This is a genomic window from Blautia sp. HA9023 (genome assembly GCF_056504095.1).
Genome location: NZ_JBWLUR010000010.1, coordinates 276,015 through 293,768 on the forward strand (window position 1 = coordinate 276,015; position 17,754 = coordinate 293,768).

The 17,754-nt window shown below is 45.6% G+C and carries 15 protein-coding genes; 2 read left to right on the forward strand and 13 right to left on the reverse strand.

The features are described from left to right. Window positions 1–61: 61 nt before the first annotated feature. Entirely contained in the window at window positions 62–1,396 is a 1,335-nt protein-coding gene (locus AC04Q6_RS16790) for a dicarboxylate/amino acid:cation symporter (RefSeq protein WP_118062157.1), read from the reverse strand. 148 nt (window positions 1,397–1,544) lie between these two features. Next, window positions 1,545–2,300 (reverse strand): LamB/YcsF family protein, encoded by a 756-nt coding sequence (locus tag AC04Q6_RS16795; protein WP_021976404.1) that lies wholly within the window; start codon window positions 2,298–2,300, stop codon window positions 1,545–1,547. Window positions 2,301–3,019: 719 nt separating this feature from the next. On the opposite strand from AC04Q6_RS16795, the gene AC04Q6_RS16800 reads away from it, so the two are divergent. Further along, window positions 3,020–5,599, forward strand: a complete 2,580-nt coding sequence (locus tag AC04Q6_RS16800; RefSeq protein ID WP_442863153.1) for a heavy metal translocating P-type ATPase — start codon at window positions 3,020–3,022, stop codon at window positions 5,597–5,599. Window positions 5,600–5,661: 62 nt separating this feature from the next. After that, window positions 5,662–5,973: an ArsR/SmtB family transcription factor gene (locus AC04Q6_RS16805; protein WP_021976406.1), complete on the forward strand. Its 312-nt coding sequence runs from the start codon at window positions 5,662–5,664 to the stop codon at window positions 5,971–5,973. Between the two features lie 90 nt (window positions 5,974–6,063). Here the strand turns inward: AC04Q6_RS16805 and AC04Q6_RS16810 are convergent, their stop codons facing one another. The 11 genes from AC04Q6_RS16810 to AC04Q6_RS16860 all read right to left on the reverse strand — a co-directional run bounded on the left by AC04Q6_RS16810 (window position 6,064) and on the right by AC04Q6_RS16860 (window position 17,666). Then, window positions 6,064–6,423, reverse strand: a complete 360-nt coding sequence (locus AC04Q6_RS16810; protein ID WP_021976407.1) for an Hpt domain-containing protein — start codon at window positions 6,421–6,423, stop codon at window positions 6,064–6,066. Window positions 6,424–6,487: 64 nt separating this feature from the next. Continuing rightward, entirely contained in the window at window positions 6,488–8,605 is a 2,118-nt protein-coding gene (locus AC04Q6_RS16815) for a glycoside hydrolase family 13 protein (protein WP_119247965.1), read from the reverse strand. Between the two features lie 287 nt (window positions 8,606–8,892). Then, a complete protein-coding gene (ftsH, locus tag AC04Q6_RS16820; RefSeq protein WP_476389787.1) occupies window positions 8,893–10,740 on the reverse strand; it encodes an ATP-dependent zinc metalloprotease FtsH in 1,848 nt (615 codons plus the stop codon). A gap of 16 nt (window positions 10,741–10,756) precedes the next feature. Further along, window positions 10,757–11,284: a hypoxanthine phosphoribosyltransferase gene (hpt, locus tag AC04Q6_RS16825; protein ID WP_021976410.1), complete on the reverse strand. Its 528-nt coding sequence runs from the start codon at window positions 11,282–11,284 to the stop codon at window positions 10,757–10,759. Further along, window positions 11,281–12,726, reverse strand: coding sequence for a tRNA lysidine(34) synthetase TilS (tilS, locus tag AC04Q6_RS16830; RefSeq protein ID WP_021976411.1), 1,446 nt, complete (start codon window positions 12,724–12,726; stop codon window positions 11,281–11,283). The genes hpt and tilS overlap by 4 nt, the downstream gene beginning before the upstream one ends. Before the next feature lie 69 nt (window positions 12,727–12,795). After that, a complete protein-coding gene (locus AC04Q6_RS16835) occupies window positions 12,796–14,289 on the reverse strand; it encodes a SpoIIE family protein phosphatase (protein WP_118169259.1) in 1,494 nt (497 codons plus the stop codon). Between the two features lie 124 nt (window positions 14,290–14,413). Continuing rightward, window positions 14,414–14,728: an FtsB family cell division protein gene (locus AC04Q6_RS16840; protein ID WP_021976413.1), complete on the reverse strand. Its 315-nt coding sequence runs from the start codon at window positions 14,726–14,728 to the stop codon at window positions 14,414–14,416. Window positions 14,729–14,912: 184 nt separating this feature from the next. After that, window positions 14,913–15,125: a YabP/YqfC family sporulation protein gene (locus tag AC04Q6_RS16845; RefSeq protein ID WP_476389788.1), complete on the reverse strand. Its 213-nt coding sequence runs from the start codon at window positions 15,123–15,125 to the stop codon at window positions 14,913–14,915. An 81-nt stretch (window positions 15,126–15,206) separates the two neighbouring features. Continuing rightward, on the reverse strand, window positions 15,207–15,446 hold the full coding sequence (locus AC04Q6_RS16850; protein ID WP_118062154.1) for an RNA-binding S4 domain-containing protein: 240 nt from the start codon (window positions 15,444–15,446) through the stop codon (window positions 15,207–15,209). Between the two features lie 90 nt (window positions 15,447–15,536). After that, window positions 15,537–15,866: an HU family DNA-binding protein gene (locus AC04Q6_RS16855; RefSeq protein ID WP_278278404.1), complete on the reverse strand. Its 330-nt coding sequence runs from the start codon at window positions 15,864–15,866 to the stop codon at window positions 15,537–15,539. Between the two features lie 66 nt (window positions 15,867–15,932). After that, complete coding sequence (locus tag AC04Q6_RS16860; protein ID WP_021976416.1) at window positions 15,933–17,666, reverse strand: phospho-sugar mutase; 1,734 nt, start codon at window positions 17,664–17,666, stop codon at window positions 15,933–15,935. Window positions 17,667–17,754: the final 88 nt, after the last annotated feature.

The window sequence follows — 17,754 nt, forward strand, 5'->3', positions numbered from 1 at the left end:
GTAGTAATATTAAGTCAATTTAATAATTTGTATGTATAATATTAAGACTTTTTATATTTACTTACGCGTTATATTTTGTTTCGTCAATCTCATTTTCTTTCTTGTTAACGATAACGTTGACTGTTGCATCACCGATTACGTTAAGCGGAAGAAGTGCCATCTCAACCGGACGGTTGATCGCTACAACCAGTGCATATGCGATCATACAAAGGTCAGATGTCCAGCCCATACCGGAAAGGATTGTTACGATCAGAGTTGTTCCGGCGATCGGGATAGCCGGGCAGCCCATTGCCGCACAGATGGAAAGAAATGCGACTGTGATCAGGTTTGCCGGTGTAATGTCAATTCCGGATGCTGTTGCGATAAATGTTACTGCAAACATATGCATAACAGTTGTACCGTTCATGTTGATGGTCATACCTGTAGGAAGAACGAAGCTTGTGATCTCCTGGGAGCATCCAAGTTCATCAAGGCATGTTCTGGTGTTCAGCGGAAGGCATGCTGCGGAAGAGTTTGTGGAGAATCCGAATACACCAACTTTTGCGATCTTCTTAAGGAATTTCATCGGGCTTAAGCCTGTTGTAAGGCCGATACCGATCGGGTAAATCGTTACTACAAGTACAAACAGTGTCAGCATTGCGCCTACGATGTAAGCTGCTGCCGGTGCCAGATACTCAGCTCCGTAGATTGCGAATGTACGGGAGATCAGGCAGAAGATTGCTACAGGACCAACTTTGTTGATCAGGAATGTCAGATACAGGTTGATGATGTCGCTTAAGTTCTCAAGTACGCTTTTCAGCGGTTTCATCTTGTCGCCAAGTGCGTTCATGCAAAGACCAAGAACGATAGCTACTACTACAACTGCAAGGATGCTGTTATTGCTGCTGAATGCGGTTCCGATATTGGACGGAACTGCTGTTACGATTGTTGCAAGCGGGTTGAACTGATCCAGTGTTGCAGCCTCTGTAACTGCCTCTGCCGGAAGTTTTACGTTGAAAAATCCAGCTGTTTTCATTGCGAATGCAACAATACCTGCGATAAGTGCGCCAACTACATAGAAGCAGAAGAATCCAAGTAATGTACGTCCTGCAATTCTTCCAAGCTTGGAGGAACTGGAGATACTGCACATTGCAAGGCTTAAGGATACCAGTACCAGCGGTACGATCGCCATCTGTAATCCTCTCATGAACAGCTGTCCGATGATGTAGAAGAGACCGATGGAATGAAATCCCTGATCTGCTGTGATATCCTGGAACAGAAGTGCATTGATCACGTTCCATGTCCCCTCTGACATCTGCTGTTTCAGAAGCATGAATCCAAGTCCTACGACCAAACCGCCGACCAGAGCGATCATCATGTTTCTTACTATGTTGTTCTGTTTTTTCTCTTTTGCCATAGTTTCCACCCTTTCCTTTCTTATCCTAAAAAGGTACACATTTTCATATAAAAAGAGCCGGACAAATCATCGCAGTAATCCCTTGTACTAAATCTCCTTTGATTTATCCGGCATTCTATCTCTCATGTGAATGTACTTTATTTAGTTTTTATAAGTGTTTGATCTCAATACCTTCTTCTGTGAATTTCTCACGGATCTTCTGTACAAAAGCAAGTGCCTTCGGTCCGTCTCCGTGTACACAGAGTGTGTCACCCTTGATGTCAAGCTCTTTTCCGTTGATGGATGTTACTTTTCCTTCTTTGATCATCTTCACGCATCTTTCGATGGCAATGTTCTCATCTGTGATCATGGATCCCTCCATCTTTCTCGGTACAAGAGAAAGATCATCCATGTATGCACGGTCTGCAAAGATCTCGGATGCTGTACGGAGTCCCTTGCTCTCAGCGATATCACCGAGAACTGCTCCTGCACAGTAGTAAACGATCAGATCTTTGTCATACTCACAGATTGCCTCGCAGATTGCTGTGGAAATGTCCTCATCATACTGGCAGGCATTTCCCATTGCTCCATGAGGAGCGACATGCTGAAGCTTCATTCCATAGCTTTTTGTGAATGCAGCCAGTGCTCCGATCTGGTATCTGACGTAATTCTTAACTTCATCATGAGAGAGAACCATCTTTCTTCGTCCAAAGCCAAGAAGATCAGGATATCCAGGATGGGCTCCAACCATAACGCCACGTTCCTTTGCCATGCGGACTACCTTATCCATTACCATTGGATCGCCTGCATGCCAGCCACATGCTACATTTGCTGTTGTGACATATTTAATGATCTCTTCATCTCCGCCCAGCTTGTATGCGCCAAAGCTCTCACCCATGTCACTGTTTAAGTCAATACTGTACATGTTGCTACCTTCCTTTCTTTCTTTACTTGATAAAAGTATAACATGTTAAATAAGAATAATAAAATAGATTATTTTTTCAGAATATATTAATGTTTTCTATATTTCTTTTGTAATAGATTTTACATTTCTTTTATTCTTTTTAGAAAAAAATATTGACATCAGATAAAACATATGCTTAAATAGTCATATGAACATTAAATCATATATTCATATAAATTTCAAGGAGATTTCATATGGAAGAGAGCTTAAAAAAGAATTCCATGGAGTCCACGGATTCCTGTGGCTGCGGTTGCGGCCACGACCATCATGAGGAACATGAGCATGAGGAACATGCACATGAAGAACACCATCACCACGATGATGAGCATTGTGGATGTGGCTGCGAAGATCATGAGCATGAACATCACCATCATGATCACGATGATGACCACTGCGATTGTGGCTGTGAGGATCATGATCACGAACATCACGAGCATGAACATCATCACCATCATCACGACGATGACCACTGCGGCTGTGGTTGCGAGGATCATGATCACGACCACCACGAGCATGAACATCATCATCATCATGATCATGACCACGAACATCACGAACATGAGCATGAGCATCACCATCATCACGATGACGAACACTGCGGTTGCGGCTGCGGGGATCACGACCACAACCACGAGCATCACGAGCACTCCCACAGCACAGCATCCGCAAAACGTGTCTACATCCTGGAGAACCTGGGCTGTGCCCACTGTGCTTCCAAGATGGAGGAACAGATCCAGCATCTTGACGGCGTAGAAAGTGCAACCATCACTTTCGCCACCAAACAGCTTCGCTTAAACGCCGCTGACCCAGATGCTCTGCTTCCGCAGATCCGCAAGATCTGCACCTCCATTGAATCCGAAGTCAAAGTTGTTCCGAGAAACCCGAAGCCAGCCGCTTCTGCTGACGTAATAACCAAGATCTACCTTCTGGAGAACCTGGGCTGCGCCCACTGTGCTTCCAAAATGGAAGAACAGATTGCAGACCTCGACGGCATCTCCGAAGCCACCATCACTTTTGCTACCAAACAGCTTCGTGTAACCGCAAAGGATCCGGACCGCTACCTTGATCAGATTCGTAAGATCTGTACCTCCATTGAATCCGAGGTCAAGGTTGTTCCAAGAAGCAACAATTCCGGAGAAAAGACAAAAACTTATATTCTGGAAAACTTAGGCTGTGCTAACTGTGCTTCCAAAATGGAAAAACAGATTGCAGACCTCGACGGTATTTCCGAAGCTACCATCACTTTTGCAACAAAACAACTTCGCGTTACTGCAAAAAACCCGGACCGCTACCTTGATCAGATCCGCAAGATCTGTACTTCCATTGAATCCGAAGTTGTAGTAAAAGAAAAAGATCCGAAGCCAAAATCACAGACAGCTGCATCCGAAACTCACCCATCCAGCAAAAAGAAATCTTTTTCCAAAGAAAAGATCGACACGATCTGTATTATCATCGGCGCGATCCTCTTTGTTGCCGGTGAGATCATGGAACACAAAGGATTTGCAGATACTGCCACTCTTCCGTTATTTGTGATTGCATATCTGGCACTTGGCGGTGTGATCGTTGTAAAGGCAGCCAAAAACATCTCCCACGGACAGGTATTCGACGAAAACTTCCTGATGAGTGTTGCAACTCTCGCTGCTTTTGCCATCAATGATTCCGCTGAGGCCGTAGGCGTTATGCTCTTCTACCGAATCGGCGAGCTTTTTGAGGAAAAAGCCGTTGAGCGAAGCCGCGGACAGATCATGGACGCTGTAGATCTTCGCCCGGAAGTTGTAAACCTTGTTGTTGGCGATGATATTCAGGTGATCCCATCTGAAGAAGCTCAGGTTGGCGATGTTCTCCTGGTCCGTCCTGGCGATCGTATTCCTCTTGACGGCGTGATCATCGAAGGAAGCAGCCGTATCGACACATCCCCAATCACAGGTGAGCCTGTACCGGTTGCTGTAAATGAAGGTGATGAGATCACTTCCGGATGTGTAAACACTTCCGGTCAGTTAAAGATCCGCGTGGAAAAACCTCTCGAAGAGTCCATGGTCACACGTATCCTGGATTCTGTAGAAAATGCAGCAGCAAGTAAACCGAAGATCGACCGTTTTATCACACGTTTTGCAAAAGTGTACACTCCTTGTGTTGTAGGAATCGCTGTTGCAACAGCACTGATTCCATCCCTTGTAACCGGAAACTGGCATTACTGGATCTACACAGCCATCACCTTCCTGGTAATGAGCTGCCCATGTGCTCTTGTACTTAGTATCCCGCTTGCATTCTTCTCAGGCATCGGTGCCGGTTCCAAGAAAGGAATCCTGTTCAAAGGCGGCCTTTCCATCGAGGGATTAAGCAACCTTGGCGCTGTAGTTATGGATAAAACCGGAACCATCACAGAAGGTAACTTCCAGCTTCAGAAAGTTGTAACTGCCGGTAAATATAACGAAAACGAACTTCTTTCCATGTGTGCAGGCTGCGAGCAGAACTCCACACATCCGATTGCAAACAGTATTGTAGCTGCCGCAAAAGAACGCGGAATCCAGTTTGAAAAACCGATCTCTCTGGAAGAAATTTCCGGACATGGAATTGTCGCAGAAATGCCGGAGGGAAAAGTTCTCTGTGGAAACCGCAAGCTGATGGATAAATTCGGCGTCACCATCGGAGAATTAAAAGAAGCCTCTTACGGCTCTGAAGTATTTATGGCTGTAAACGGAACTTTTGCAGGATATATGCTGATCTCCGATACTATCAAACCAGATGCAAAAGAAGCCATTGCTTCCCTGAAAAAACTCGGTCTTCACACAGTTATGCTTACCGGAGATTCCGAAGACAGTGCAACTGCCGTAGGAAAAGACGCGGGAATCGATGAAATTTATGCCAAGCTCCTTCCGGAAGACAAACTCAACGCCCTGAAAAAGGTCCGTGAGGCACACGGAACGGTTATGTTTGTCGGTGACGGAATCAACGATGCTCCTGTACTTGCAGGTGCAGATGTAGGCGCGGCCATGGGAAGTGGTGCAGATGCGGCTATCGAGGCTGCAGATGCCGTATTTATGAACTCCAACGTAGATGCGATTCCTCAGTCTATCGCCATTGCACGAAACACAAACCGCATCGCATGGCAGAACGTAATATTCGCCCTTGTGATCAAGATCGCCGTTATGATCCTTGGTCTTGCCGGACATGCCAACATGTGGATGGCCGTATTTGCAGACACTGGCGTTGCCATGATCTGCGTGCTGAATTCCATTCGTATCCTGTATAAAAAATAAAAAATTTGACCGGTGCGTTTTTTTCAGCTACAATAGAAGTTAATAGTTTGGAGGATGCGCAAATGAAGAAACCACATATCGATTATCCGATCAATGATGATACGCTTTACCGGCTTGCCGACCTGTTCAAGGTCTTTGGTGATCCTACCAGGATCCGTATCCTGTATGCGCTTTCTGTAGAAGAACTTTGTGTGCAGGATATTGCCGACCGGCTTTCCATGACACAGAGTGCGATTTCTCATCAGCTTCGTGTGCTGAAGCAGATGTCACTGGTCAAATTTCGAAGAGATGGAAAAACAATCTTCTACTCCCTGGCAGACAGCCACGTGGCAACCATCATGAATCAGGGTCTGGAACACGTAACAGAAGAATAAAACATAAAAAGCACCAAAAGCCGATCCGCTTTCCAGCAATGGAAATAGCAGATCGGCTTTTTTATAAATAACGTTCAGTTCCGGCTTTTTTTATTCATTTACACAATTAATAGCATCAACCGTCTTTTTATACTCAGAAGACACTTTTTCAAGAAGTTCCGGCAGCTTTGCCTCATCCGGAGCACCGCCTCTGAGTTCTTCTGTCAGATCACTGGAAACTTTAAACAGCTGTGTGAATCCCAGATTTGCACAAACACCCTTTAATGTATGGGCAGCACGGAAAGCTTCCTCATAATCCGCTTTATCCATGGTATCGACAAGTGTCTGATAACTTGGATCATCAAGGAATTTTCTGGCAAATTTTTCTACCAGCATTTTGTTTCCCGCAAAACGTCCAAGCACCTCTTCGTAATTACTTTCAATCGCACTATAGCACTGTTCAATTGTCATTGTATATTTCTCCTTTCCATCAGGCATCCTCCGTATTTTCACGGTCTGTTTCCTGGCCTGTACGTTATTTATATTTCTCTCTCGCTCTGTGGTAAAGTACCATCGCTCCGTATGCAGGCATTCTCACATGAAGGATTCCCGCATCCGCAATATATTCCTCTGCCTTTTCTGTGTAGCCATCTCTGGAAGAAAGCATCAGGCGCTGAAAAGCTGTCGCTTCTTTCCGGCTTACACCTGTTTTCCAGGCTGTTACCCTCACATCTCTCTCATAATCCTGATTATTGATGATCACAATGATCTGCTCAGAATCAGAAAAGCGGCCATAACTTAAGCCCTGATGATCGTTCCACAGAAACTCCAGGGAACCTTTTGCAAGGAGCGGATATGCCTTGTGTATACAGATCATCCGTTTATGAAAATCCAGCATCTCAAGATCTTCTTTTCCCCAGGGATAAGTTCTGCGGTTATCCGGATCTGTAAAGCCACACACACCGGCCTCGTCCCCGTAATATACCGTAGGTGCACCTGGCCACGTCATCTGGATCACAACCGCCTCTCTCATGATCCCAGGATTAATGCCTGCGGATGCCGCCTCTGCACCTGCATAGGAAAGCCTTCCTACTCTGTGGTTGGTTCTTGTCAGGAATCTGGAATGATCATGGTTGGAAAGCTCATTCATGGCCCCGTAAAGAGCTCCCATGTGCAGTGACCGCATATGATGCTTCATGGCACCGATAAAGGCCTCACTGTTACCGTAGAGGTCTTCCCTGTACTCATCGCTGTGTTTCTCCATTCCTGTCAGAAACCAGGTCACAGGCTCCATAAAAGCGTCATAGTTCATAACCGTATCCCACTCATCACCCAGAAGCCAGCTCTCCGGATTTCCGTAGTGTTCTGCAAGGATCACCGCATCAGGATTAGCCTCTTTTACCGCTTTTCGGAACTCTTTCCAGAAATGGTGGTTAAAATCATTGCTGTGTCCCAGATCTGCAGCCACATCCAGTCTCCATCCATCTACGTTATATGGTGGAGAAACCCATTTCCTGCCAACATCAAGGATTGTCCGGCAAAGTTCCTCAGATCCTTCGTAATTCAGCTTCGGCAAAGTATCATGGGTCCACCAGCCGTCATAGGTGGGATTATATGGCCAGCGATTCTGATCCTGGAAGCAGAAGAAAGAACGATAAGGGCTGTCCGCAGAAATATAGGCTCCTTTTTCGTATCCTTCCTGATTTTCATAGATCCGTTCTCTGTCCATCCATTTATTAAAAGATCCACAGTGGTTAAATACCCCGTCCAGGATCACTTTCATTCCTCTCCTGTGGATCTCTTCCACAAGCTCCCGGAAAAGCTCGTTGCTGGCCTTAAGATTCCGTTTATCGGTCACACGGCGGATATACTTAAGCGCATGGCTGTTATCCCGGTCTCCGGGGCTCAAAAGGCCGTCACAGTCCTCCACGATCTTTCCGATATGAGGATCGATATGATCATAGTCCTGGCAGTCATATTTGTGGTTGCTTGGGGAAACAAACACCGGATTCAGATAGATCACATCCACCCCAAGTTCCTGGAGATAATCCAGTTTATCCATAACTCCCTGAAGATCACCGCCATAAAATTCCCGTACCCCCATGACTGCCGGAATCTTTCCCCAGTCATCCACTTTCACGGAAATATCCCCGATATAGGAGTATTCTCCGGTTTCCACATCGTTGGAAGGGTCTCCGTTATAAAAGCGGTCCACATAAATCTGGTACATGACAGCACCCTTCAGCCATTCCGGCACATGATAATCCGGATAGATCTCAAATTCTGTCCGTTCCTCATGCCTGGCGCTAACACCATCTGTATCATAATAGCAGGTAACAAGCCCTGAATGGATTTCAAAATAATAGCGTACAATGTCCTTTCCCATTATGATCTGTGCAGTATAGTAATCAAAACTTCCGGAAGTCCTCTCCCGTTTCATTTCCAGATATTCTCCGTCATGCACAAGACAGACGTTGTCCACATTATTTCTCTGGGTACGAAAACGAATGGTCACGGTATCGCCTTCCCGTGGTTCTACCGGTGTTCGGTAATATTCCGTTCCGTCACTGAACATTGCCTCTTTATTTAATACCGGACTCATATTGAGTATATACTGCATCTTCTTTGCTGTCTCCATGCTTTCATATAACATTCTATTTTCCTCATTCCGTTTTTAGTACCATTCTCTTAAATATATTATCTTAATTTTTTCCATACCGCAAGCTTATCTACCGGTTTTCTCCATATTTCCTCTTTTATTTTTGCGCAATAAAAAAGGCAGCTGGTTAGGCTGCCTTTTTTGGAGAAGGTATTTCTTCTTATGGGGTGTAGCAAAAACTATATAATGTATTGGGGGGTTTTTACGGTATATATAGTACCATGTGTCCACCAAAAAGTGTGCACAAAGTTCACAAAATTCAATATGTTTTTTTGTGCACTTTATTCGTTTGTTTCTGCAACCTCTTCATTTTCTGTTGTAAAAAGTGCTTCAAACTCTTCACGATGTACTTTTTCCTTCTCAAGAAGAAGGGCTGCACAGCTGTGAAGAACGCCAATATGCTCCCGGATAATGCTCTCTGCTTTCTCATGACATTCGCTGATGATACGGGAAATCTCCGCATCGATCTCTCTTGCCACTTCCTCGCTGTAACCTCTGGTATGTGCCAGATCACGGCCGATAAACACTTCATCGTCATCGTTACCATAAGCGATCAGGCCGATCTTTTCGGACATACCATATTTCATTACCATGGAACGGGCAGTCTCTGTGGCACGTTTGATATCATTGGATGCACCTGTTGTAATATCTCCGAAAATGATCTCCTCAGCCACACGGCCTCCCAGAAGCGTTGTGATGTCCTCCAGCATCTTGTTTTTTGTATTGAACATCTCATCGTTATCCGGAAGCGGCATGGTGTAACCGGCAGCTCCCATACCTGTAGGAATAATGGAAATGGTGTATACCGGATCCATATGCGGAAGTACATGAAACAGGATCGCATGGCCAGCCTCATGATAAGCTGTGATCTTCTTCTCTTTGTCAGAGATGACCTTGCTCTTCTTCTCCGCACCGATCCCAACTTTAATGAATGCTTTTTTGATATCTTTCTGCATGATGTAAGGACGGCTTTCTTTTGCTGCGTCAATGGCAGCCTCGTTGAGAAGGTTCTCAAGATCCGCACCGGTAAATCCAGCCGTTGTCTGGGCGATCTGATGAAGGTCCACATCGTCTCCCAGCGGTTTGTCCTTGGCGTGGACCATCAGGATTTCTTCTCTGCCCTTGACATCCGGACGTCCCACACCGACTTTTCGGTCAAATCGTCCCGGACGGAGGATTGCCGGATCCAGAATATCCACACGGTTGGTCGCTGCCATTACGATGATACCCTCATTTACCCCAAAACCATCCATCTCTACAAGAAGCTGGTTCAGTGTCTGCTCTCTCTCATCATGGCCGCCGCCCATTCCGGTTCCTCTCTGACGGGCTACCGCATCGATCTCATCAATAAAGATGATACACGGTGCATGGCGCTTGCCCTCTTCAAAAAGATCTCGTACACGGGAAGCACCGACACCTACGAACATCTCCACGAAATCCGATCCTGAAATGGAGAAAAACGGAACACCGGCTTCTCCTGCAACTGCCTTCGCAAAAAGGGTTTTACCAGTTCCCGGAGGGCCCACAAGGATCACTCCTTTCGGAATTCTGGCGCCTACCTTGGTATACTTCTGCGGGGATTTCAGGAAGTCAACCACTTCCTCCAGATCCTCTTTCTCCTCCTGAAGACCTGCAACATCTTTGAATGTTACTTTCTTATCATCAGGGGTAGACATTCTGGCTCTGCTTTTTCCGAAGTTCATCATCTTCGCATTGCTTCCGCCGCCTCCGGACATCTGCCGGTTCATCATCATAAAGAAAAAGATAAGGATCGCACCGGTAAGTACCACCGGAAGTACTGTTCCGATCATGGAACTGTCTTTGGGTACATTGCGGATCGTCGGATCAATGTCATATTTTTCAAGAAGCTCTTCTGCCTCTTTTACATCGGTTACGTAGACCGTCCTCTGACCGTCTGAAACAATGTTTGCCGTTACATAACCGGTGGGCACTTCTCTGTTCTGATGAATCACTGCATCCGTTACTTTGTCTTCTTCCAGAGCCTTTTCCAGCTGGCCCATTGTGTAACTGCCCTGGGTAGATACCTGGTCATTGAGATACAGATATCCTGCGATCAGTGCCACAATAAGCAGAAGGTACAGGCCTATCTTACCTGAATGCTTGCTCACTTGGTTAAATCTCCTTTCAGTCCTCCATCTCCACTACTCCGATGTAAGGAAGGTTTCTGTATTTCTGGGCATAATCAAGTCCATATCCTACCACAAACTCATCCGGAATGTTGAAGCAGCAGTAATCTACCGCTACATCTGTCACACGTCTTTCCGGTTTATCAAGAAGTGTACAGAGTCTGACGCTGGCCGGATGTCTGCCTTTCAGGATACGCAGCAGATAGCTTAATGTTCTTCCTGAATCAATGATATCCTCCACGATCAGAACATCTTTTCCTTCCAGAGGCTGATCCAGATCCTTGACGATCTTTACAACACCACTTGATTTTGTGTCATCGCCATAGCTGGACACAGACATGAAATCCAGTGTTACCGGACGTGTGATCCTCTTGGCAAGCTCGCACATAAAGAAAACGCCGCCTTTCAGAACACAGATCATGTGTACATCTTTTCCTTCGTAGTCTTTGTTGATCACATCTGCAACTTCCTGGATACGGGCATCTACCTCTTCTTCACTGAGTAAAACCCTGATTTTTTCGCTCATGTTAATACTCCTCCTTGGTAATGTAATTCTAACACTCTCCCTGTAGTGGAAGTGATCTTATACTGTTCGTTCATTCGTCCTCCCGGTATCCAGAGGATCTCCGATCCTGCGGCAACAACCGGAATTTGATCTCTTAACCCTGCCGGGATCTTCTCATCAATAAAGATCCGGTTCAGTTTCTTTCTTCCTCCGGCGCTGTTTACAACAAGATAATCCCCCTGTTTTCTGGTACGAACGCATGGACTACCTTTTATTTTATCATAATCCATCCATTTCGTATACTTTTTTTCTTCAATCTTCTGATTCTTATAGTGGAAAATTTTTGTCTCAAAAATTCCAAACGGACATTCCAGGATCCCGGACAGCGGAATTTCAAAAAACATTTCCGCCGGATTCCCGGAACCTTTTTTTTCTGCTGACACACCTTCTGTGGTCCCCGGTCCGGAAACTGTCTTTTCCAGGCGAACGCCTCCATAACTCCGGACAGCCTGAATATTCCCCGGAAGCTTTATATAGCGTCCGGTTTCTTTTTTTTGGAGGGAAAAAACCTGCCTTACATGAAGAGACGTAAAATCCTTTCGTTTTCCCGACAGCCGCTCAAAAGCTTCCATAACCGCATACTCCCGGACAATATCCGGTTTCTCAAAAAATGCACCATCCAGCAGGTATCCGGTTTTCTGTCTGCATTGTTCCAGAAGTTCTGCGCCCTTTCTGCGAAGGTATCCGTCTGCTTCTCTCAGTATTCTGGCTGTTTCCGCCATATGTTCTACCGTTTTTCCGTTAATTTCCTTTTCCATGGCAGGAAGCACATGATGCCGGATCCGGTTTCTGGTATATCCATCAGAAAGATTACTGCTGTCCGTAATATAGGAAATCTCGTTCTCTTCCAGATAATAGACAATTTCCCTGCGTTCTAAACATAAAACCGGACGGATGATCCCGTCACTGCAGGGATGTATCCCGGAAAGTCCCCGAAGTCCGGTTCCCCTTGCCAGATGATGCAGCATGGTTTCTGCCAGATCATTACGGTTATGAGCCAGCGCAACGCAGAACCGACGCTCATTTTCTTCCGGGAATTCCGAAAAGGCAATGCGCTGTTTTTCCTTCGCAAAAGCCTGTTTTCGGACGATCCGTCCGGTTTCTTCTTCTCCCAGCCTCCATTTTCTGGAAAGTTCCGGAACCGGATAATGATAGGACTGAAAAGGAATCTTCCACTCCTGGCAGATTTTTTTTACAAGGTTCTCATCTCTGTCCGCCTCATCTCCCCGGATTCCATGATGAACATGGACTGCCTCCAGGAAAAATCCAAATTCTTCCTGGATACTTTTCAGGATATGAAGCATGGCAATGGAATCTGCCCCTCCGGAGACTCCTGCCGCAACAATGTCTCCTGCTTTCAGCATCTGATTTTCTCTGATATATTTCTTTACACGTTCGATCATTTTTTCTCCTGTGTTTAACCAAATCAAGTAAGTCCCCTGCTTCAATTGCGAATATCCGCTTGACTAATCCTATTTTTTCCATAAACCAGCCACAACGACGGTCATATCATCCCGTGCACGATAGTCACTGTATCCCAGAACCCTCTCCAGAATTCCACGACCGATCTCTTTTGGTTCTTTTTCATGGACATCCATGATGATCTCTTTCATGGTCTCTTCCTCATGTTCTGCTGGCAGTGCATCCAGGACGCCATCCGTCATCATGATCAGATAATCTCCATGATACAGTTTTCTGGAAGCCGTATCAAAATCCAGCTGCTGGATCAGGCCCGCTGCCAGACTTTCGGAAGCAATGGACTCTACCCAGTGATCTCTTTTTATAAAAGTGGAAGATGCTCCCGCTTTCAGGAAATTACAGATTCCCGTATAAAGATCTACCGCACAGATATCCACCGTAGAAAACATCCCTTCCCGTCCTTTCAGAATCAGGGCGGAATTCACCATTCTGGCCGCTGTCTCCTGGGAAAGTCCGGATTCCATAAACTGTTCCAGAAGTTCCACTACGATCTCACTTTCCCGGAAAGCTTCCATTCCGGATCCCATTCCATCGGACAGGCAGAGAAAAAACCTGCCATCCTCTTCCTGACGGCAGATATAATTATCCCCGGAAACCTTTTCTGCTTCTCTTGTAAGCCTGGCTACCCCGTAAAGGATCTGATAGCTGACATCTTCCACAAAATGTACCGTATGGAAATCTCCATTTACAATACTCCTGCTTCCCTGTTCCGGCGTCATGGGGCTGCCACATATTCTGGATAAAATCTGTGCGATTTCTGTCATGGAAACACACTGCCCGCTTCTGGCACGTAAACTCAGAAATATCTGCCGTCTTCCCTCAATCTTATCCATCACCCAGACATTTTTTATGAGTACGTGTTTCCTGCGGAAGGCTTTTCGAAGTTCTTCCTGAAACCTGGGATCTGCCGGCATAATATCATAAAGCTCTTCTGCCATATGATCCATGATCCTGGAAATCTCTGTCAGCTGCTGAGCCACAGCAAGCCGGCTTTCGATCATCCGGTTGTCCCACACAAGATTCTGCCGTTCTTCCCGGAATCCTTCGTTCAAAACCTGAAAATACTGGGCAGAACGCCCACAGGCACTCATCCATTCACTGCGAACCTGACGAACAGCCTCTTCATCCCCCTCCTCCATGACTCTTAGCATATGCTCGCTGTTCCGCATGGTTTCTCCTGCACGCTCGCCCCAGCAGATCTCTCTCTGATAACATCTGGAGCACACACAGGCGCTAGTATCCGAAATGATTCGGTTCAGCTGTCCTCCACTCAAAAATTCCTTTCTGTAAGGCATTCCATAGAATGTATCCGCAAGTTTCCGGAAGGATGCTGCATATCGTTCCACCTTCTCCTTCTGGGGATGGCTTTCACTGAGCGGCATCATCTCTTCTTTTGCCTGTGTTCTTCCCGAAAAGACAGTTTTTGCCATGTCCCGGAGTATCAGCAGAATGCTGACTACGAGCATGGCAATGATCCATTCCTGCATATTTTCCCCTCCCCTTATAACCTTCACTGACTGATTATTATAAAGGAGGTATTCTGAAATATCTGTCAAAGTAACACGAAACTTATAGAAAACTTTTCGCCAAAATGCTTCTGCATTCGCTGTGCTAGTTTTCTTCCTGGAACACGATCTCGTTATCCTTCACAAGTCCAAGCTTCTCACGTGCTGCTTCTTCCACGTATTCATCGGTTTTCATATATTCTTTTTCGGCTTCGATCTCCTTGGTGCGTTCTTTCTCACTGTCAATGGATTTCTCCAGTGCCACAGCCTTGGAATCGTAGTAATCCAGACGTTGCTGTAAAGTCTTGCTCTGCACCATAAGGCTTCCAAGCAGAACCAGTGCAATCACAGCAATGCCTGCCATGCCAAGGTAATTGTATCCGATTTTCTTTTTTTCTTTTCCCTTTCCTGGCTTCTTCAATCTGTCTGCTCCTTTTTACCTTTTTTGGTTTTCTTTTCCTGTTATGAGCTTATACATCCAGATTTTACAACTTCTGCAAAAAAATATCAACCAGTTTACTGTCTTTTTTTGTCTTTAATGAAACAGTCTTTTTATAAGGGATTCTTCCTGTTTCTCTTTCTTTCTGCCCAGATACGCAAGGCTGTCAATTCTGCCTTCCAGGCTCAGTTCTCCATGTTCCAGATCCAGAATGTTTCACATGAAGAGTTTCGCCTTTTATGGATAGTTTTCCATCTTCTGTATGCAGCAGGATCTCTTTTTCGTCGAAAGAGATCACATCTCGGATTCCTGTGATCGTGCCGCCTTTCTGCCGTTCTAGCATCAGTTTGTGGATCGCTGCGGATTTTTTTTCCTCCAAAGCCAGATTCTCCTGAAGCGATTTCTCTTTTAATTTATGAAAAAAGCTGCGGAAATAGACCTCTTCCCGGATGCTGTAGTATCAGATATAGCGGAACATACTCTCCACTTCATCTTTTTTTACGGTGTCTTTCACTTCCAGGACTTCCACCTTTACGTTACGGCTTCCAAACTGGATTTCCACGGTATCGCCGGTCTTTACCTGCACGGATGCCTTCGCCGGCTTGTCATTTACCAGAACTCTTCCCGCATCACATGCCTCATTGGCTACTGTACGGCGTTTGATCAGTCTGGATACTTTCAGATATTTGTCAAGACGCATATTTTTCCCTCCTTTAACAAAACTTTCATAGTAAAAAAGCAGGAGAAACCGGTTTCTGGTTCCTCCTGCCGTTATCACTGAATCAACAGATTATTTACCGTTAACAACGTCCTTTAAAGCTTTTCCTGCTTTGAACTTCGGAGACTTGGAAGCCTCGATTGTCATGGTCTCACCAGTCTGAGGATTTCTTCCCTCTCTTGCAGCTCTTGTGCTTACTTCGAAAGTTCCAAATCCAACAAGCTGAATCTTCTCGCCTTTTTTCAGTTCATCAGTTACAACATCGATAAAAGATTTCAGAACAGCTTCTACATCTTTCTTGGAAAGATTGGTGTCTTTCGCCATTGCTGCTACTAACTCTGTTTTATTCATGGTGTTTCCTCCTATAATTGATGTTCTCTTATTTTTTTGGCTTTGCCTTATATATATAAACCTTTTGGCTTATAATGTCAAGGTTTTTCGCATATTACAGGCGGAAGGATGCCCCATTTATTTCATGGAATCAACCATTTCAAGAACTGCCTTGCCCATTGCGTCGGATTTCTCGTCTGCATCTGCAAGAGAGGTTCCTTTTACTCCATAGTAGAATTTCACTTTCGGCTCTGTACCGGACGGTCTTACGCATACCCATGCATCGTCTGTAAGCTCATAGTAAAGAACATTGGAATTCGGAAGGCCTGTCGGTTTCTTCTCTCCTGTAGCAAGATCTGTGATCTCATCCAGCTTGTAGTCACGGACAGCAGTTACTTTATGTCCTGCAAACTCTGCCGGCGGATTCTGACGGAGTGTTGTCATAATCTCCTGGATCTTCTGGAGTCCCTCAATGCCTTTCATGGTAACTGCCTGGATCGCATCTTTATAATATCCAAACTCCTCATACATGTCGATCATTGCATCCCAGAGAGTCTTGCCCTGTGTCTTGTAATAAGCTGCTGCCTCACAAAGTGCCATAGTTGCAACGATAGCATCTTTATCTCTTGCATAGGTTCCGATCAGGCAGCCGTAGCTCTCCTCAAATCCGAAAAGATATGTACCCTTGCCACTGTTTTCAAATCCAAGGATCTGCTGTCCGATGTATTTAAATCCGGTAAGTACTTCGATGAGGTTTACACCGTATCCCTTGGCGATCGCATCTGCCAGGTTTGTTGTAACAATAGTCTTTACAAGAGCTCCATCCTCCGGAAGGCTTCCGTTTACAGCCTTTCTCTGGCTCAGCTCATAGTTTGCGAGAAGGCATCCGGACATGTTTCCGGTAAGGTCATGATACTCGCCGTTCCTGTCTTTTACACGAACGCCAAGACGGTCTGCATCCGGGTCTGTCGCAAGTACGATGTCTGCATCTACTTCTCTGGCAAGCTTCAAGCCAAGTTCAAATGCCTCTGCTGCCTCCGGGTTCGGATAGCTGACTGTCGGGAAATCTCCATCCGGAAGTTCCTGTTCCGGTACTACGTATACGTTCTCAAATCCAAGCTCTTTAAGGATTCTTCTGGCCGGGATATTACCGGTTCCGTGAAGCGGTGTGTAAACGATCTTGAGGTTCTTGCCCTCTGCCTGGATAGCATCCATATGGATGATCTGTTTCTTAAGCTCTGCCATATAAGCATCATCAACAGCCTGTCCAATCACTTCGAAAAGACCTGCCTTCACTGCTTCTTCCTTGTCCATGGTCTTTACGGTATTCCAGTCGGAGATTGCCTTTACCTCGCCCATGATCCCTGTATCATGAGGTGGTGTGATCTGTGCGCCATCTTCCCAGTAAACCTTGTATCCGTTGTATTCCGGCGGGTTGTGACTGGCCGTTACGTTGATACCTGCCACACATCCCAGATGACGTACTGCAAAAGAAAGCTCCGGTGTCGGACGAAGTGTCTCAAAGATATACGCCTTAATTCCGTTAGCTGCCAGGCAAAGCGCTGCTTCCTGGGCAAACTCCGGTGACATATGACGGGAATCATATGCGATAGCAACGCCCTGGGATTTCTTGTCTACTTTTGCAATATAGTTGGCAAGACCCTGTGTTGCTCTTCTTACTACATAAATATTCATGCGGTTGGTACCTGCGCCAATGATACCACGCAGGCCAGCCGTACCAAATTCAAGATCCATATAAAAACGCTCTTTGATCTCATTCTCGTCGTCTTTGATCGCTTTCAGTTCTTCTTTTGTTGCCTCGTCGAAGTATGGGTTTTCAAGCCACTGATTATAGATTTCTTTATAATCCATGTTCCAAAATACCTCCCTGTTTCTTTATATAAGATAATTAACATTATATAACAATTTTCTGAAAAAGGGAAGTTTTGTTTTTGCCTTA